Origin of the sequence: Saccharothrix mutabilis subsp. mutabilis (assembly GCF_039521145.1) — a bacterium.
Lineage (GTDB): Bacteria > Actinomycetota > Actinomycetes > Mycobacteriales > Pseudonocardiaceae > Actinosynnema > Actinosynnema mutabilis.
Genome location: NZ_BAAABU010000002.1, coordinates 274,982 through 291,145, shown reverse-complemented (window position 1 = coordinate 291,145; position 16,164 = coordinate 274,982). Strand labels below are relative to the sequence as shown.

General features: G+C 72.6%; 19 protein-coding genes. 8 read left to right on the top strand and 11 right to left on the bottom strand.

Features of this window, described 5'->3' with window-relative positions; genetic code table 11:
• The first annotated feature begins 63 nt into the window (after nt 1-63).
• Together ABD126_RS05145 and ABD126_RS05140 are read left to right on the top strand one after the other, a co-directional pair.
• Complete coding sequence (locus tag ABD126_RS05145) at nt 64-567, top strand: MaoC family dehydratase (RefSeq protein ID WP_337725166.1); 504 nt, start codon at nt 64-66, stop codon at nt 565-567.
• A gap of 1 nt (nt 568) precedes the next feature.
• Nucleotides 569-1,648, top strand: a complete 1,080-nt coding sequence (locus ABD126_RS05140; protein ID WP_343932455.1) for a DUF2332 domain-containing protein — start codon at nt 569-571, stop codon at nt 1,646-1,648.
• A gap of 37 nt (nt 1,649-1,685) precedes the next feature.
• On the opposite strand, the gene ABD126_RS05135 is transcribed toward ABD126_RS05140, so the two are convergent.
• Complete coding sequence (locus ABD126_RS05135; protein ID WP_343932454.1) at nt 1,686-2,099, bottom strand: NUDIX hydrolase; 414 nt, start codon at nt 2,097-2,099, stop codon at nt 1,686-1,688.
• A 142-nt stretch (nt 2,100-2,241) separates the two neighbouring features.
• On the opposite strand from ABD126_RS05135, the gene ABD126_RS05130 reads away from it, so the two are divergent.
• From ABD126_RS05130 to ABD126_RS05110, 5 genes are all read left to right on the top strand, one after another.
• The gene (locus tag ABD126_RS05130; RefSeq protein WP_309116804.1) at nt 2,242-2,400 is read left to right on the top strand and encodes a hypothetical protein; all 159 of its coding nucleotides are present in this window, start codon (nt 2,242-2,244) and stop codon (nt 2,398-2,400) included.
• Between the two features lie 44 nt (nt 2,401-2,444).
• Complete coding sequence (locus tag ABD126_RS05125) at nt 2,445-3,005, top strand: PH domain-containing protein (RefSeq protein ID WP_309116803.1); 561 nt, start codon at nt 2,445-2,447, stop codon at nt 3,003-3,005.
• 14 nt (nt 3,006-3,019) lie between these two features.
• A complete protein-coding gene (locus tag ABD126_RS05120; RefSeq protein ID WP_343932453.1) occupies nt 3,020-3,877 on the top strand; it encodes a PHP domain-containing protein in 858 nt (285 codons plus the stop codon).
• A gap of 90 nt (nt 3,878-3,967) precedes the next feature.
• Entirely contained in the window at nt 3,968-4,804 is an 837-nt protein-coding gene (locus ABD126_RS05115; RefSeq protein WP_343932452.1) for a RecB family exonuclease, read from the top strand.
• 9 nt (nt 4,805-4,813) lie between these two features.
• The gene (locus ABD126_RS05110) at nt 4,814-5,110 is read left to right on the top strand and encodes a hypothetical protein (RefSeq protein ID WP_343932451.1); all 297 of its coding nucleotides are present in this window, start codon (nt 4,814-4,816) and stop codon (nt 5,108-5,110) included.
• 690 nt (nt 5,111-5,800) lie between these two features.
• Here the strand turns inward: ABD126_RS05110 and ABD126_RS05105 are convergent.
• From ABD126_RS05105 to ABD126_RS05065, 9 genes are all read right to left on the bottom strand, one after another.
• Nucleotides 5,801-6,448: a response regulator gene (locus ABD126_RS05105; RefSeq protein ID WP_343932450.1), complete on the bottom strand. Its 648-nt coding sequence runs from the start codon at nt 6,446-6,448 to the stop codon at nt 5,801-5,803.
• 122 nt (nt 6,449-6,570) lie between these two features.
• A complete protein-coding gene (locus ABD126_RS05100; protein WP_343932449.1) occupies nt 6,571-7,470 on the bottom strand; it encodes a type II secretion system F family protein in 900 nt (299 codons plus the stop codon).
• A 1-nt stretch (nt 7,471) separates the two neighbouring features.
• Entirely contained in the window at nt 7,472-9,328 is a 1,857-nt protein-coding gene (locus ABD126_RS05095) for a VWA domain-containing protein (protein WP_343932448.1), read from the bottom strand.
• The gene (locus tag ABD126_RS05090; RefSeq protein ID WP_343932447.1) at nt 9,325-10,683 is read right to left on the bottom strand and encodes a TadA family conjugal transfer-associated ATPase; all 1,359 of its coding nucleotides are present in this window, start codon (nt 10,681-10,683) and stop codon (nt 9,325-9,327) included. The genes ABD126_RS05095 and ABD126_RS05090 overlap by 4 nt, the downstream gene beginning before the upstream one ends.
• Nucleotides 10,680-11,831, bottom strand: coding sequence for a CpaE/TadZ family protein (locus ABD126_RS05085; protein ID WP_343932446.1), 1,152 nt, complete (start codon nt 11,829-11,831; stop codon nt 10,680-10,682). The genes ABD126_RS05090 and ABD126_RS05085 overlap by 4 nt, the downstream gene beginning before the upstream one ends.
• Before the next feature lie 4 nt (nt 11,832-11,835).
• The gene (gene cpaB / locus ABD126_RS05080; RefSeq protein WP_343932445.1) at nt 11,836-12,588 is read right to left on the bottom strand and encodes a Flp pilus assembly protein CpaB; all 753 of its coding nucleotides are present in this window, start codon (nt 12,586-12,588) and stop codon (nt 11,836-11,838) included.
• Between the two features lie 10 nt (nt 12,589-12,598).
• Nucleotides 12,599-13,663, bottom strand: a complete 1,065-nt coding sequence (locus tag ABD126_RS05075; RefSeq protein WP_343932444.1) for a pilus assembly protein TadG-related protein — start codon at nt 13,661-13,663, stop codon at nt 12,599-12,601.
• Nucleotides 13,651-14,046: a TadE/TadG family type IV pilus assembly protein gene (locus tag ABD126_RS05070; RefSeq protein ID WP_343932443.1), complete on the bottom strand. Its 396-nt coding sequence runs from the start codon at nt 14,044-14,046 to the stop codon at nt 13,651-13,653. Before ABD126_RS05070 ends, ABD126_RS05075 begins: the two co-directional genes overlap by 13 nt.
• A gap of 75 nt (nt 14,047-14,121) precedes the next feature.
• The gene (locus ABD126_RS05065) at nt 14,122-14,316 is read right to left on the bottom strand and encodes a Flp family type IVb pilin (RefSeq protein ID WP_343932442.1); all 195 of its coding nucleotides are present in this window, start codon (nt 14,314-14,316) and stop codon (nt 14,122-14,124) included.
• Between the two features lie 220 nt (nt 14,317-14,536).
• Here ABD126_RS05065 and ABD126_RS05060 point away from each other — a divergent pair, with 220 nt between their 5' ends.
• Nucleotides 14,537-15,208 (top strand): prepilin peptidase, encoded by a 672-nt coding sequence (locus ABD126_RS05060; RefSeq protein WP_343932441.1) that lies wholly within the window; start codon nt 14,537-14,539, stop codon nt 15,206-15,208.
• A gap of 1 nt (nt 15,209) precedes the next feature.
• Here ABD126_RS05060 and ABD126_RS05055 read toward each other — a convergent pair whose 3' ends face one another.
• On the bottom strand, nt 15,210-16,085 hold the full coding sequence (locus tag ABD126_RS05055) for an alpha/beta fold hydrolase (protein WP_343932440.1): 876 nt from the start codon (nt 16,083-16,085) through the stop codon (nt 15,210-15,212).
• Nucleotides 16,086-16,164: the final 79 nt, after the last annotated feature.

The window sequence follows — 16,164 nt, the reverse complement described above, 5'->3', positions numbered from 1 at the left end:
ACACTGTCGTCCCGGTCGTGAGGGTTCTCGATCACAAGCCCCAAGAGCCAACGGAGGCAAGCGGTGCAGTTCGGGCGTTACTACGAGGAGTTCGAGGTCGGCGCGGTCTACAAGCACTGGCCTGGCAAGACGGTCACCGAGTACGACGACCACCTGTTCTGCCTGCTCACCATGAACCACCACCCGCTGCACATGGACGCGCACTACGCGGCGGAGACCACCGACTTCGGCAAGAACGTCGTGGTCGGCAACTACATCTACTCGCTGCTGCTGGGCATGTCCGTGCCGGACGTGTCGGGCAAGGCGATCGCGAACCTGGAGGTCGAGTCGCTGCGGCACATCAAGCCGACCTTCCACGGCGACACCATCTACGGTGAGACGGAGGTGCTCGACAAGACCCCGTCGAAGTCCAAGGACGACCGCGGCGTGGTCTACGTGGAGACGCGCGGGTACAAGCAGGACGGCACGGTCGTCTGCGTGTTCCGGCGCAAGGTGATGGTGCCCAAGCGGTCCTACGGCGACGCCCGCGGTGGCGAGCAGCCGGGCAGGCCCGAACCGAAGGAGTGAGATGACCTCCGTGGACCTCGCGCGGCAGCGGCTGGCCCGGTTCGCCCAGCGGGAGGCGCACGGCGTCTCGCCGCTCTACGAGCACCTGGCCACGCGTGCCGCCGAGGACCCGGAGGTCGCCGGCCTGCTGACCGCCGCCCCGGAGCACTTCGCCCACGCGACCCTGCTCCTGGCGGCGGCGCACCGGTTGGTGCAGGCCGAGCCGTTCCACGAGCTGTCGAACTACTACCCGTCGCTGGGCGGCACGTACGGGCCCGACGAGGGCACGTGGCCGCTGTTCCGGTCCTTCGTGCTGGACCGGGCCGAGAAGATGCGCGAGCTGATCTCCACCCGCTCCACCCAGACCAACGAGGTCCGCCGCGCGGCGCTGCTCTACCCGGCGGTCGCGATGGTCAAGGGGCCGGTCGGGCTGCTGGAGGTGGGCTGCTCCGCGGGCCTGCTGCTGGGCCTGGACCAGTACGGCTACCGGTACCAGACGCGGGAGGCGGGCCAGCTCGTCGCGGGTCCGGCCAAGGCGACCGTGGGCGTGCACTGCGCGCTGGAACTGGCGCCCGGGGCCGCGTTGCCGAAGATCCCCAAGACGGTGAAGGTGGGGGCGAAGGTCGGCCTCGACCGCGCGCCCGCCGACCTGGCCGACGAGGACACCTACGCGTGGCTGGAGGCGTGCGTCTGGGCGGACCAGCCCGAGCGGCTGCGGATGTTCGGCGTGGCGGCCACCGCGCAGCGCAAGTCCCCGCCGACCCTGGTCGCCGGGGACGCCGTCGCGGACCTCGGGAAGGCCGCCGCGCTGGTGCCCGCCGACCTGCCGCTGGTGGTGATCACCAGCAACGTCCTGCCGTACGTGCCGGGCGGGGAGTTCGTCGCGGCGCTGCGCGGCCTGGACCGGCCCGCGTGGTGGGTCAGCCACGAGGGCTACGCCGCCGGCCTGGAGCACGTGCTGCCCGGCCGGGACGACCTCCGGGCCGAGGAGTCGGCCTTCGGGGTGCTCGGGCTCGTGCGGATCGACGAAGGTGAGGTTCGCTCGGCAAAAGCCCTGGCCAAGACCGCCCCGCACGGTCAGCGCCTGACCTGGTTGCCGTGACGACCTGCGACGACTTCCCTCGAACGGGCGAAGTCGATCAGGCTCGGGGGAGCTGTCCCCAGGCCTGGAGCGTCTCGTGCAGGCCTTCGGAAAGCGGAAGTGTGTCCAAGATCGCACCGGTCACCCACCGCACCTCGGCCGCGTCGTCCCCCGCTCGGAGCACACCCGATCGGACCTGGCAGGCGTAGTCGTGGATGTCGTACAGCCCGTGCACGGCCGGTCGGGTGACGCTGCCGATCAACTCGCCGACCGTCACGGAGAGTCCCGTCTCCTCGCGGATCTCGCGGATCACGGCGGCCCGGTCGTCCTCGCCCGGCTCGACTCGTCCACCCGGTATCGACCATAGTCCCTCACCTGGGGGATTGGCCCTTCGAACGAGTAGCAGTCGCCCGTTCGAGTCATGCACGATCCCGCCGACACAGCGGATCAAGGGGGCTCCATCGGCCGTCACGGTGACTCAGTGTAGTCACCCCTCAACGGCGGTGCAGAGCGCTGACCCAAGTGCGGTACAAAACTCCCAAGGTGCCGCGCGGTGCGGTACAACGGTTTTCACTGGCGCCAAACGGGTGCGGTAGCGAACGGGGTTGATCACCGTGAATCTGAAGAAGATTCTCACCTTCGCCGGGGTCGGCTTGCTCCTGTTCTTCCTCATCGCGGAGCCCAACCAGGCGGCTCAGCTGGTGCAGAACATCCTGGGCACGCTGCGGGAAGCCGCTGAGGCGCTCATCACCTTCGTGAAACAATTGTTCTGAGGTAGGCGCCCGGCACCTCCACCCACGGCGAAGGGTCCACAGGCATGTTCGCACCACGTGACCCCGACGAGTACCTGCTCCCCACGGAGCGGCGGGTCATCCGGGTCCGCAGGCACTGGAGCAGCCTGCTCTGGGATCTCCTGGAGGCGGCGGCGCTGCTCGCCGGCTGCATGATGATCTCCTACCTGCTGCCCCAGAACCTGGGCGTGGTGCAGAACATCCTGTGGTACGCGGCGCTGTTCGTGCTGCTCAGGCTGACCTACTTCGTCATGGAGTGGTGGGTGGAGCGCATCGTCGTCACCGACAAGCGGTTCATGATCTCCTCGGGGGTCTTCGAGACCAAGGTGGCCATGATGCCGATCAGCAAGGTCACCGACCTCACCTACGAGCGTTCGGTGCTCGGGCGCATGTTCGGCTTCGGCACCCTGATCGTGGAGTCGGCCGGTCAGATCCAGGCGTTGAACCGGATCGAGTACCTGCCGAACCCCGAGGAGGTCTACGACGCCATCTCGGAGCTGACCTTCGGCGACAAGAAGGCTCAGGCCGAGCGGTTCTCGATGATCAAGGCTCAGCGGGCGGCGCGCGGGAAGAAGATGGTCCCGTAGGTCAGACTGGGTGGGTGCGCATCGACCTGCACACCCACTCGACCGAGTCCGACGGGACCGACACGCCCGCGCAGCTGGTGGCCGCCGCGGCGGCGGCCGGCCTGTCCGCGGTGGCGCTGACCGACCACGACACCGCGGCCGGCTGGACCGAGGCGGCCGGCGCGCTGCCACCGGGCCTGAAGCTGGTGCGGGGCGCGGAGCTGTCCTGCGCGTCCGACGACGGTTCCGGGCGGACGATCACCGTCCACCTGCTGGCCTACCTGTACGACCCGACCTCCCGGGCCCTGGTCGAGGAGCAGCTGCGGCTGCGCTTCGAACGGCGGCAGCGGCTGCGCAAGATGGCCCTGCGCATGGTGGAGGACGGGTTCCCCATCGACCCGGACGAGCTGATGGCGGCCATGCCGGCCGACGCGCCGGCGGGGCGACCGCACCTCGCGATGGCGCTCATCCGGGCCGGGGTGGTGACGTCGGTGGACGAGGCCTTCGCCCGCTACCTGACCGGCGGGCGCTACTACGTGCCGCGGACGGACACGCCCGTCGCGCGGGCGATCGAGATGATCGCCGAGGCGGGCGGGGTGACCGTGCTGGCGCACCCCTTCGCGGCGTCGCGCGGTCCGATCGTGTCCGAGGCGGTGGTGGCCGACCTGGCGGCGCTGGGGTTGGCCGGCGTCGAGGTGGACCACCCGGACCACGACCCGGCGACGCGGGCGCGGTTGCGCGGCCTGGCGGGCGAACTCGGGCTGCTGGTGACCGGGTCGTCGGACTACCACGGCACCAACAAGACGGTGCGGCTCGGCGCGGAGACGACCTCGCCCGAGGTCCTCGACGCGCTGGCCGACCGCGCCACGGGGTGCAAGGTCCTGGTCGGCTGACCGTCCCCCGGGGTCCGGTGGAGTCGGCGGCTGGGCCGGGCCTGTGATGCCGTGCCGGGAGTGTCGGGGGTCCTCGGTAGCGTTGGGGGCGTGGATCAGTTGGGGTTCGACTTCGGCGTCATGCCGAAGCGGCTGGTGAAGGTGACGCCGGCGAAGCTCGCCACGTGGGCCGACTGCCCGCGCCGGTTCCGCATGGCCTACCTCGACCGCCCCACACCGCCGCGCGGCGGCGCCTGGGCGCACAACACGCTCGGCGCGGTCGTCCACAACGCCCTGAAGGCCCTGTTCGACCTGCCGGTGGAGAAGCGCTCCCCGGAGCAGGCCGTGGCCCTGCTGCACCGGCAGTGGAAGGACGAGGGCTTCCGCGACGCCGAGCAGGCCGCCGTCTACCGGACGCGCGCCGAGGGCTGGGTGCGGAACTACGTGGCGGAGCTGGACACGTCGATCGAGCCGGTGGGGATCGAGCGCTGGGTGTCCACGCCCACGCAGCGGATCGTCGCCGAGGGCCGGGTCGACCGGATCGACCTGCGCGACGGCGAGTTGGTGATCGTCGACTACAAGACCGGCCGGCACGCGCTGACGGTCGACGACGCGCGAGGCTCGCAGGCCCTGGCCTTGTACGCGCTCGCCGCACGACGTACCTTGCGCAAGCCGTGCCGACGGGTGGAGCTGCACCACCTGCCCACCGGCACGGTGGCGGTGTGGGAGCACACGGAGGAGAGCCTCGCCCGGCACGTCTCCCGAGCCGAGGAAGCCGCGGACGAGCTGGGCCTCGCGAGCGACACCCTCGCGGCGGGCGGCGACCCGGAGATCCTCTTCCCACCCCGGACCGGAAACCAGTGCACCTGGTGCGACTTCCGCCGCAGCTGCCCGGAAGGCCGGCAGGCGGCACCGACCTTGGACCCGTGGGCGCTGCTCGCGCCGTAGAGGAGACCCGTGACACAGGTGGAGACCGAGCCGCGGCTGCTGAGGGTGTGGCGCGGCATCAGCGGCGCGGTGGCCGTGGGTCTCGTGCTGCTAGCCCTGGCGCTGCTCGGCGTGCAGGTGTACGCGGGAACGCGCGACCTGCCCGGGCCCGGGGTGGACATGGTGATCGGGCACGTGGTGGCCGGGGTGGTCGCCGTGGTGGGGCAGGTCGTGGCGGACCGGGCCCGGCGGTGGGCCGCCGTGGCGGCTGGGGCCGGGGTGTTGGTGGTGGGGGCCGTCGTGTTGTGGGTCTATTGGTGGGCGTGAGCCGGCGCGCTCTTCGCCGCGCAGCGGCGTGTTTTTGGTTGGGCTCCCAGCCACAAGGGGCCTTCGTGTTCCCCACCGTATGACCTGCCCGAAGGGCTACCACAGATTGCCGGGGTCGGGCCAAAAAGTTTGCGAGGAACGAGCAAAGTTTTTCGACCGACCCCGGCAATCTGTGGTCGGCTCCGCCAGGTCATGCGGTGGGGAACACGCAGGCCCTTCCCCCCACTGGAGGCCTCCCGGCCGCTTTTCGCTTTAGAGCTTTTGATCTTGAGAGCGCGCCAGCGCGTTCAAGCGCGAAGCGCTCTCAAGCGCGAAGCGCGTTCGAGGTCAAGAGAGCGGAGCGCGTCCTGTTAGGACCCGCGAAGCGTGGGCTTGAGCAGCGAAGCGCCGGTTCAAAGCGTAAAAGAGCCTCGCCGGCGGGCGAGCCACCGAAGATGGACACAACTGCCAAAGCGGGGGCTTCTTGCTTGTGTCATCTCCGCATGACCCGGCAAAGCCAACCACAGATTTCCCGGGTGCCGCTAAATTTTTTGCTCGTTCCTCACAAAAAATTCGGCCGCACCCGGGAAATCTGTGGTAGCCCTTCGGGCGGGCCATACGGAGATGACACAAGCAAGAAGCCCGGCTTGGGTTGTGTCCCCTCCGGTGGACTGCCTGCCGGCGCTGCGCGCCGAAAGCGAAGCGTGGGGGTTAGGAGGCGTGGGTTTGTTCGGTTCGGATCAGGCCGGCTCGTAGGGCTGCCATCAGGGCTTGGGCTCGGTTGGAGGCGCCCAGCTTCTCGTAGAGGCGGGAGACGTAGGTCTTGGCCGTGGACTGGCTCACGTAGAGGGATCTTGCGATCGACGGGATCGACGTGCCCTCGCGCAGGAGCAGCAGGACCTCGCGTTCCCGTGGGCTCAGGGCCAGGCGGTCGGCCGTCGTGCGCTTGCGGGCCAGGGCGCCGGCCAGGCCGGCCGCCGTGAAGGAGCCGGCGGCTACCGAGGCGTGGCGGATCGCCGCCAGGACCTCGTCGGCCGGGGCGGTTTTGGCCACGAACGCCGAGGTGCCTGTTTCGAGGGCTCTGAAGAGGACGTCGTCCTCGCCCAGGGACGTGAGCATGACTATGCCCAGGTCGTCGTGGCGATCGCGGAGTTCCCGGGCCAGGCGCAGGCCGTCGCCGTCGGGGAGGGCCACGTCGATGGTGACCACGTCCGGGCTGTAGGAGGCCACGATGGCGGGCGCGGTGGCTGCTGTCTTCGCTTCGGCGACGATCTTGATGTCCGGCGCGGTGGCGGTGAGGGTGGTCAGGCCGTAGCGGAAGAGGGTGTGTCCGTCTACTACGACGACGCGGATCGTCATGATGCCTCCTGTCGCCGCTGTGACAGCGCGCCATGTGAAGGTTCAACCGCTACGTCGATCGGAGTACGGGTCGGAGTTACACCTCTGCCCCGATTGGGGTCCAAAGTCCTCGCTGGACCGGGTTAGAACAGCGACCGCGCGATGCTGATCGCCCCTGGCCCGAGGATGACCACGAAGATGGCCGGGAACAGGCAGATGACCAGCGGGAACAGGATCTTCACCGGGACCTTCTGGGCGCGTTCCTCGGCGCGTTGCCGCCGGCGGACGCGCATGCCCTTCGCCTGTTCGCGCAGGACCCGGCCGATGGGCACGCCCAGTTCGCCGGCTTGGACGAGGGCTGACACGAACGTGCGCAGCTCGGCCACGGTGGTCCGCTCGGCGGTGGCGCGCAGGGCCTGGGTGCGGGACGTGCCCAGTTGGGTCTCCTGGAGCACGCGGGCGAACTCGGCGGCCAGGGGGCCGCGGGTGTTGCGGGCCACCTGGGCGAGCGCCGCGTCGAAGCCCAGGCCCGCTTCCACGCACACGGTGAGCATGTCGAGGGCGTCGGGGAGGGCGTCGCGGATCTTCGCCTGGCGTTTCTGGCCCGCGTTGAGCAGCAGCAGGTCCGGCAGGAAGAAGCCCGCCGCCGCGCCGGCCGCCCCGTACAGGACGACCGTGAGCAGGGCGCCGGAACCCAGCAGGACGCCGACGCCGGCCACCGCGAACAACGCGAAGCCCTTCACCGCGAGGACCCGGTCCGGGGTCCACGCGGGCGGGTTGCCGGCCAGGTCCAAACGGCGCTGGAGGCGGGCCTCGACGCCGTCTGGGGACAAGCGCAGCACCAACGACCGCAGCCAGCCGGGAGCGGTCTCGAACGAGCGTCTCGCGGGTGGCTGGTCGGGGGTGGTGCGGGAGTAGCCGTGTTCGATGACGGCCAGCGCGCCGGCCACGCCGCCGCCGGAGGACGAGCCGCCGGCCAACGCGACCACGGCCAGGACGATCGCGAGGGTCAGCGCACCCAGCGCGCCGAGGAGCAGCACCATGTCACACCTCCACGCGCACGAGCGCACGCATCCACAGGGCCCCCAGGCCCACCATCACGGTCGCGGCGACCACCAGCACCCAGCCGATGGCCGTGGTGAACAGCGGTCGCATGTAGTCGTAGCGGGTCAGCAGCAGCCAGCCCGCCAGCACGACCGGCAGCGCCACCAGGATGTACGCCGACAGCCGGCCCTCCGCGCTGAGCGCCCGGACCTGGCGGCGGGTCTGCGCCCGGTCCCGCATGGTCGTCACCGTGGTCAGCAGCACCTCGGCGAGGTTGCCGCCGACCGACCGCTGGATCCGCACCGCCATGACGATCCACCGCAGGTCCGCGCAGGCCATCCGGTCGGCGACCCGGTCCAGCGCGTCGGTCAGGTCCACGCCGACGCGGGTCTCCGCCAACGCCCGCGCCACCTCGCCGGCCGCCGGCTGGGTGTTGTCCCGCACGACCGCGTCCAGGGCCTGGGCCAGCGAGAACCCGGACTGCAACGACCCGGCGACCAGTTGCAGCACGTCCGGCAGCTGGTCCTGGAACGCCGACCGCCGCCGGCCGATCCGGAAGCCCACGTACAGGTGCGTCCCGAGCACGGCCGCCAACGCGCCCGCCGGGCCGCCGATCCACGGGTTGCCCACCGCCAACGCCGCCACCACGCCGAGCACGACCGCCCCGCACAGCCGCAGCAACGCCCACTCGGACGCGCCGACGGTCATGCCCGCGAGGTCCAACCGGGCGGCGATGGCGTCGGCCCTGCCGCCCAGGAGGGTGTCGGTCACGCTCAGCGCGCCGCGGGCCACCTGGCCCTGCTCGGGCGCGACGGGCCGCGTGCGGCGGGGGCCGTACCGCTCGATCCGGTCCTCCAAGGGCACCGGCTCCTTGCGCCCCACCAGGCCGAACAGCAGCACGGCGGCCACCAGGAACGCGCTGAACGTGCCGATGACCAGGAGCCACAGTTCCAGCGACCAGGTCGGCGGGAGCGGGGCTGGTGGCGCGGGCAGGGCGGCGAAGGTCACCGGGACGGTGGCGGTGACGGACCTCGACCCGGCCGAGGCGACCACGGTCAGGTCGGCGGTCCTGCCCGCCAACGCGTCCGGGACTTCCACCTCCACCGCGGTGCGGTGGGTGAACGTGCGCGCGGCGGCGGCGAACGCGCCGGCCAGGTCGGAGACCTCGGCGGCGGGCAGCACGCGTCCGCCGCCGGCCGCCGCGATCCGGCCCAGCGCCGGGTCGTCCGAGGCCAGCGCCACGACGTCGGCGGGCACGGACCGCTGCGCGAGCAGCCCCGTCACGGCGTCGAGCCCGGCGCGGCTGGAGGTGTCCTGTCCGTCGGACAGCACCACCAAGCGGGGCGCGGAGACGCCGTCCAACGCGGCCACGGCCACCGGCAGCGCGTCGTACAGGGCGGTGTTCCCGTTGGCGCGCAACGACTCCAACGCCGCCGCCAGGGCCGCGCGATCGGTCGTCGGCGACACCAGCAGGGCGGGGGTGTCGGCGAACGCGACCAGTCCCACCCGCACGTCGGCCGGCACGCTCGCCGCGTACCCCGACGCCGCCCGCCGGGCGGTCGCGATGCGCTCGCCGGCCATCGACCCGCTGGTGTCCACGACCAGCACCACACCGCGGTCCGGCGCGTCGGCCTCCAGGCGGTCCGCGGCGGTGACCCGGGCGGTCAGCGGCACGTCCCCGGCCCGCACCTCGACCCGGTCGGCGGCCAGGTCGGGCGTGGTGAGCACCAGACCCACCCGGCCGGGCGCGGTCTCGACCGACGACACGGTCACGTCGTCGGCGTCGGCCACGCCCCAGAACACCAGGCCCGCGGTGGCCAGCAGCACGCCCAGGGCCAGTCGCACCAGCACGCTCATCGCGGGAACTCCCCACCGGCGAACACCCCGGGCGGCAGGTGCACGCCCCGGTCGGCCAGCCGCTCGGCGAACCCGGGCCGCAACCCCGTGCCGCGCAACGCGCCCCGGTAGACGCCGCGCTCGTCCACCCCGGCGTGGAAGTCGAACAGGAACAGGTCCTGGAGGGTGACGACCTCGCCCTCCATGCCGACGACCTCGGTCACGTGCGTGATCCGCCGGGTGCCGTCCTTGAGCCGCGACTGGTGCACGATCAGGTCGATCGCCGACGCCATCTGCTCGCGGACCGCCCGCTGCGGCAGGTCCACGCCCGCCATCAGCACCATGGTCTCCAGGCGGGCCAGCGAGTCGCGCGGCGAATTGCTGTGCACGGTGGTGATCGAGCCGTCGTGGCCGGTGTTCATGGCCTGCAACATGTCCAGCGCCGCGCCGTCGCGGACCTCGCCGATGATGATCCGGTCCGGCCGCATGCGCAGGGCGTTGCGCACCAGGTCCCGCACGGCGACCTCGCCGCGGCTCTCCACGTTCGGCGGCCGGGCCTCCAGGCGCAGCACGTGGTCCTGCCGCAGTTGCAGCTCGGCGGCGTCCTCGATGGTGACGATCCGCTCGTCGGCCGGCACGAACGACGACAGCACGTTGAGGCTGGTGGTCTTGCCCGAACCGGTGCCGCCGCCGATCAGCACGTTCAGCCGGCCCCGCACGCACGCCTCCAGCACGGCCGCGACCTGCGGCGACAGCGTGCCGAACCCGATCAGGTCGGTGACGGTGAACGGGTCGGTGGCGAACTTGCGGATGGTCAGCAGCGAGCCGTCCAGGGCGATCGGCGGTACCACGGCGTTGACCCGGCTGCCGTCGCGCAGGCGGGCGTCCACCATGGGGCTCGCCTCGTCCACGCGACGCCCGACGCCGGCGACGATCTTGTCGATGGTGCGCCGCAGGTGGCTCTCGTCGGTGAACGCGGCGTCCACCGGTTCCAGCCGGCCCGCGCGCTCCACGTACACCTGGTCGTGCCCGTTGACCATGATCTCGGAGACGTCCGGGTCGCGCAGGTAGGGCTCCAGCGGGCCGTGGCCGAGGATCTCGTCGGCCACCTCCTGCGCGATGCGGGTGCGGTCGCCGCCGGTCAGCGGCGTCTCGTCGCGCTCCAGCACGGCCTGGAGGGTCTGGCGGACCTTCCGCTCCAGCTCGCCCTGGTCCAGGTGCACGTCGTAGAGCGACGGGCCGAGCGCCTCGACCAGTCCCAGGTGGACGCTGCGCTTGATCGCGCCGAACGGGTCGGCGTGCCGGGCGGTGCGGCGCGGGGTCGCGGGCGCGCCGGGCGCGGGCCTGCTCTGCGCCAGGCGGTCGGTGAGGCTCATGCCGCACCCCGCCTGCGCCACGACCGCCGCGCCGGCGCCGCCGGTTCACCCAGCACGCCGGCCCGCGCGAACCGGGCGATGGCCGTGCTGACCGGGTGCGCCGGGGTGGCCACGGTGATCGGCACGCCCCGGTTGGTCGAGATCGGCACGTCCCGGCTGGACGGGACGCGCGCGGTGATCGGCGCCCGCACCACCCGTTCGACGTCCTGCTCGGACAGCCCCACCTTCGCGTCGGACCGGTTGAGCACCACCGAGCGCACGTCCCGCCGGTAGGACAGCAGGTCCAGCATGTCCAGCGTGACCCGGAGGTTCTTCAGCGCGGGCACGTCCGGCGTGGTGAGCAGGACGTGGTGGGCGGAGGCGTCCATCGCGGCCAGCACGTGCTCGCTGAACTGCGAGGGCGTGTCCACCACGACGTGGTCGAACATGCCGCGCAGCACCACCAGCAGTTCGGCGACCAGCTGCGCCGGGACGCGCTCGGCGTCACCCGGCTCGACCGGCGCGAGCAGCGCCGCGAACCCCGGCCCGGCCTCGGTGAGCAGCGACGCCGCGCCGCGCTCGTCCAGGTGCCCGACCATGCCCAGGCCGTCCACGATGGTGCGCACCGGGTCCAGTTGCAGGCTGATGCCGACGTCGCCGAACGCGAGGTCCAGGTCCACCAGGCACACCCGCCGCTGCCCGCCCGCCGCCAGCACCGCGCTGAGGTTCACCGCGAGCGTGGTCTTGCCGCAGCCGCCCTTGGCGGAGAACACGGTCACCACGCGGCCCTCGCGGACCGGTTCGGCCGGGCCGCCGGCGAACCGCCAGGACAGCTCCCGCGACCGGGCGCACGCCACGGACAGCGCCGCCACGTCCCCGGCCGGCACGACCTCGCGCACCCCGGCCTGCAACGCCCGGGTCAGCAGCGCCACGTCCACGTTGCGCCGCACCAGGACCACGCCCACGGCGGGCCGTTCCACGCGCAGCCGGGCGGCGAAGGCCAGCGCCTCCTCCGCGTCGGTCTCCGGGCCGACCACGACGAGGGTCTCCGCGCCGTCGGCGTGCAGCAGGCGGTTCGCCTCGGCCAGGTCGCCCGCGGCCCGGACCTCGCCGCCGATGCCGGCGACCACTTCCGCGACCCGCTCGGGCCGCTCGCACAGGATGGCCATGTCCTCAGCCTCCGAACACCGAACGGTTGTCCACACCCGCGCCGGGCTTGACGTCGGGGTTCTCGCCCAGCAGCGCCAGGTAGAGCGCGCCGGTCTGCTGGGCGTGGATGAGCTTCTCCGCGCCCGCCTGGTCCACGGCGACGGTCACCAGCGCCTTGCCGACCGTGCCCTCCTCGACCGCCTTCTCCTGCTGCACCGCGAGGACCTCCACGTCGGTGAGCAGCAGGCGGGTGGCCTTGTTGTAGTCGTGCTGGTTCTGCAGCCCGTCGCCCGCGGGGGTGTTGCCGGGCTTGGACTCCAGCACGTTGAAGCTGTCGAACACCGCGACCTTCGCGCCCGGCTTGGCCAGGCCGCCGACGCGCTGCCAGGCCTCGGCGGGCACGGTGACGGCGATCTTGCCCTCGGGGATCTCGATGCCGTCGGTGAGCCGCGCGGCCGTGACGAACATGGGGCGCACCAGGAGCTGGCCTTCGGACACGTCCGAGGACACGACCAGCTCGTCCACGTCGGCGGCGGACTTGAGCGCGTCGGCGGGCACCGTCCCGGCGGGCATCCGCTCGCTGCGCAGCAACCCCGCTTCCTGGGCGGACCTGGCCGACGTGCCGGCGGGGATGCGCTTCCCGGCCACCAGCACGGTGACCGCCTCGCGGCCGGCCAGCGCCCGGTCGTCGGCGGCGCGGACGTAGAGCAGCACCCCGACCGTGCCGACGACCGCGAGCAGCACGGCCAGGCCGATGACGAGCAGACGACGTTTCATTTCCCTCTCCTCAGCCGGTGAGCTGCACGATGTCCACGCCCAGGTCGGGGCCGCCGATGGTCCCGGCGGCGGGCAGCAGGCCCTGGGTGAAGTAGCCGTTGACGCACTTGTCCGCGCCCTTGCAGTCGTTCTTGGGGTTGAGCCAGTCCGACGCGGTGAAGCCGGGCAGGTGGTAGCCGGTGACGACGAACGCGGCGAAACCCTTCAGCGCGTACGTGCCGCCGGTGCCGCTGCCGCTCACGGACGTGTAGACGGGGACGTAGACGACGGTCCGGTCGGCCTGGGCGGCGGCGAGCGCGGCCTGGCACGACTTGCCCGCCGACACGCCGGTGTCCGCGCTGTAGCTGCCGCCGCTGATGAACGCCTCGCAGTCGCCGTCGCCGTCGTCGACCCAGCCGAACATGCCCGGCCCGTCGCTGCCCGCCGGCCCGTCGGGGCAGGTCGTCGGCTTGCTCGGGTCGTGCAGCTTGAGCACCTGGTCGGCGCTCACCGGCGGCACGGCGGGCGGCGGCGGGGCGAAGGCGGTGCCGTTGGCCGTCGCGTCCCGCCACTCGCAGTACGAGATGGTCATGGCGACCGTGGTGGCCGACGACGGCGGTCCCCACGCGGCGCGGGCGCAGGCCTTGGACCCGGCGCCGTCGAAGGACTCGTTGCCCAGCAGCGTGCGGGAGAAGTCCGGCGGCAGCAGGGTCCCGGTGTCGGTCTCGGTGGCGGTGTGGACGTCCACGTACTTGCCCGACGCCGGCGCGGGCGGGCAGTCGGTGATGTCGCCGGTGGACGCGGAGCAGGACGGGAGCGTGCCACCCGAACCGCAGACGGCGTCCACCGCGGACAGGCCGTCCTTGGCGTTGGCGTCCGCGTAGGTGTCGGCTTTCGCCGGGTCGCAGGCGCCTTGGGCGCAGCTCCGTGCGACGGCCAGCGCTCCGGCGTCCGCGCCGCTCTGGAGTTCCGCGCGCTCCTGGTAGATCCGGCCGGCGTCGATGACCAGCGCGCCGACGCCGAGCAGCGCCCCGCCGCCGAGGAGGACGCCCACCAGGACGCCGATCGCGCCCCGGTCGCGGTTCAGGCTTCGCATGGCATGACCCCCTGGGCGGACAAGGTGAGCGGGTCGCCGAAGCCGCCGTCGCCGAAGATCCCGGCGATGGCCCCGACGGGCGTGATGAACTCGAACGTGTAGGTGGCCGTGACGCTCGCGTCGGCGGTCGGGGACGGGGTCGTCGGGCACGCGACGACCGTCACGGCGACCCCGTCGAGGTTGGTGGCGGCGTCCTGGGTGCGGGTGACGACGTTCGGTTTCTTCAACGCGGCCACCCGGGCGCCCTCGCGGGCCGCCTGGGTGAGCGTGACCTGGGCGTTGAGCGCACGGCCGAAGTCGACCAGGCCCAGGACCAGGACGAGCAGGATCGGGAGCAGCAGCGCGAACTCGACGGCCGCCGCGCCCCGGTCGTCGGTGCGCATGCGCTTGCCTTTCGCGGGTCTTGGGATGGGGCGAGCCCGCCCGGTGGGGTCGTCCGGGCGGGCTCGGGTCGGGGGTCAGGGGCCGTTGAGGCCGTCGACGACGTCGGCGAAGAGCCCGTTCAGCTCGTCGCCCACGGCCATGACCATCCCGATGATCGCCACCGCGATGAGGGCGACCATCAGCCCGTACTCGACCGCGGTGGCGCCGCGGTCGGACCCGCGCAGCCGGTCGTCGAGGAAGTTCCGCATGAAGAGCAACACCGTGAGCATGGCGGTCTCCTGGGGTCGTGCCGGCGGAGAGACCGCCGGTCGGGTCGTGATGGTGGGAACTCTCCGTGACGGGCCGGGCCCGGGGTATCGGGCGAAGAGCTGTAACGAACCGCTGGTCCGGGGGACATGTCGGTCGATCGGCCGACATCCGGGGGCCGACCGGTCAGACCTTCCGCCGTCACGTTCCGCTCAGGGCGTGCGGCGGCCTACCGTCCCGCGCATGACCGTCGTGTGGGCCCTTTCGGGGGCGGTGGCCGGCTTGCTCGCCGGTGTCGTCGGCCGCGGCCTGGTGCACCGGCTGGCCGTGCCGGGTGGCGCCCCCGACCGGGGCTGCCCGCGGTGCGGCGGACCGGTCGGCTGGACCAGCCGCTGTTGCGGGCGCGTCCTGGGGCCGCGGCTGGAGCTGGTCACGGCCGCGGTGGTGGCGTCGGCCGCGGTGCGGTTCGCCGGGCGGCCGGAGGTGGTGGCGTTCGCGTTCCTCGGCGTGCTGGGCGTGGTGCTGGCGCTGATCGACGTGGCGGTGGAACGCCTGCCGGACCGGTTGACCCTGCCCGCCTACCCGGTGCTGGTGGCGCTCCTGGCGGCGGCGGGCGACTGGGCGGCGCTGGGGCGGGCCGGGCTGGGCTGCCTGGCGCTGGGCGGGGCCTACCTGGTGCTGGGGTTGGCCCGGCCGGGCGGGCTGGGGCCGGGGGACGTGAAGCTGGCGGGCGTCCTCGGGCTCGCGCTGGGCTGGCTGGGGTGGCCGGAGCTGGTGGTCGGCGGCGCGCTGGCCTTCGTGCTGCTCGGCCTGACGAGCGCGGTGCTGCTCGCGGCCCGGCGGATCACCCTGCGGGACGCGCTGGCCTTCGGCCCGTTCATGCTGGTCGGCGCGCTGGTGGCGATCGCCCTCTAGGTCAGGCGGAGAGCCAGGCGCGCCACGTCGGGAGGAGGGTGGCCAGCACCTCCTTCGGCGCTTCCGTGTTGGGCGAGTGCATCACGCCCTTCAGGACGGCGAAGTCCGCGTCCAGGCGTTCGGCCATGTCCCGCTGGCCCGCCGCCGACCAGGCGTCGTCCAGCTCGCCGCACAGCACCAGGCACGGGACGCACGTCGCGCGCAGGGTCCGGGCCAGCTTGGCGACCAGGTCCGGTTCGGTGCGCAGGGAGTCGCCCATGCCCAGCAGGCCGGCGGGCGTGGAGCGCAGGAAGCGTTCGCGGTAGAAGTCCTTCAGCTCCTGCGGCATCAGCGACCACCTCGGGTGCAGGGCGGCCCGGACCTCGTTGAGCCGCTGGGAGGCCTCGATGCCCTGCTCGCGGAGGGTGACCTCGCCGTAGTCGAGGGCGGTGCGGCGTTCGCCCGGCGGCAGTTCCGACGGGCCGGACGACAGCAGGGTCAGGCCCGCGATCGGGGCGCCGGCCAGCACGGCCCCGCGCGCCACCAGGCCGCCGTAGGAGTGGCCCAGCAGGAGGACCTTCCGGCCCTCCGCGCTCAGCTTGCCCACCAGCTCCGCCAGGGCCGCGCCCAGGGGGCCCGGGCGGTAGTCGGCCTCGGCGGCGGGACCGGCCGACTCGTACTGGCCCGGCAGGTCGATGGCGACCACTTCCAGGCCCGCGTCGGCGATCGGGTCGATCATCGGCGCGAAGTCCTCTTTGGACCCCGTGTAGCCCGGCACCAGCAGCGCCGTCGCACCGAGGTCGACGCCCGCGGCGGGAGCGCGCAGCGCGGCCACGGGGCCGTAGCGGCCCGGCAGGTCGACCCGGTGCGCGCGGTGGGGGCTGAGCTGCGAGTACACCCTTCGAAGTGTGCCGCACCGCGTGGACTCGCGCGTGCCCGAACCGCTGGGCCGGACGGGTGCGCTCCGGTGCGTCCCC

What these genes read in the sequence shown, in the direction of transcription:
- ABD126_RS05075 (WP_343932444.1), bottom strand. Translation starts at nt 13,663, where the DNA reads ATGCGAAGCCTGAACCGCGACCGGGGCGCGATCGGCGTCCTGGTGGGC.
- ABD126_RS05085 (WP_343932446.1), bottom strand. Translation starts at nt 11,831, where the DNA reads ATGGCCATCCTGTGCGAGCGGCCCGAGCGGGTCGCGGAAGTGGTCGCC.
- ABD126_RS05065 (WP_343932442.1), bottom strand. Translation starts at nt 14,316, where the DNA reads ATGCTCACGGTGTTGCTCTTCATGCGGAACTTCCTCGACGACCGGCTG.
- ABD126_RS05125 (WP_309116803.1), top strand. Translation starts at nt 2,445, where the DNA reads ATGTTCGCACCACGTGACCCCGACGAGTACCTGCTCCCCACGGAGCGG.
- ABD126_RS05070 (WP_343932443.1), bottom strand. Translation starts at nt 14,046, where the DNA reads ATGCGCACCGACGACCGGGGCGCGGCGGCCGTCGAGTTCGCGCTGCTG.
- ABD126_RS05100 (WP_343932449.1), bottom strand. Translation starts at nt 7,470, where the DNA reads ATGGTGCTGCTCCTCGGCGCGCTGGGTGCGCTGACCCTCGCGATCGTC.
- ABD126_RS05105 (WP_343932450.1), bottom strand. Translation starts at nt 6,448, where the DNA reads ATGACGATCCGCGTCGTCGTAGTAGACGGACACACCCTCTTCCGCTAC.
- ABD126_RS05140 (WP_343932455.1), top strand. Translation starts at nt 569, where the DNA reads ATGACCTCCGTGGACCTCGCGCGGCAGCGGCTGGCCCGGTTCGCCCAG.
- cpaB (WP_343932445.1), bottom strand. Translation starts at nt 12,588, where the DNA reads ATGAAACGTCGTCTGCTCGTCATCGGCCTGGCCGTGCTGCTCGCGGTC.
- ABD126_RS05090 (WP_343932447.1), bottom strand. Translation starts at nt 10,683, where the DNA reads ATGAGCCTCACCGACCGCCTGGCGCAGAGCAGGCCCGCGCCCGGCGCG.
- ABD126_RS05095 (WP_343932448.1), bottom strand. Translation starts at nt 9,328, where the DNA reads ATGAGCGTGCTGGTGCGACTGGCCCTGGGCGTGCTGCTGGCCACCGCG.
- ABD126_RS05060 (WP_343932441.1), top strand. Translation starts at nt 14,537, where the DNA reads ATGACCGTCGTGTGGGCCCTTTCGGGGGCGGTGGCCGGCTTGCTCGCC.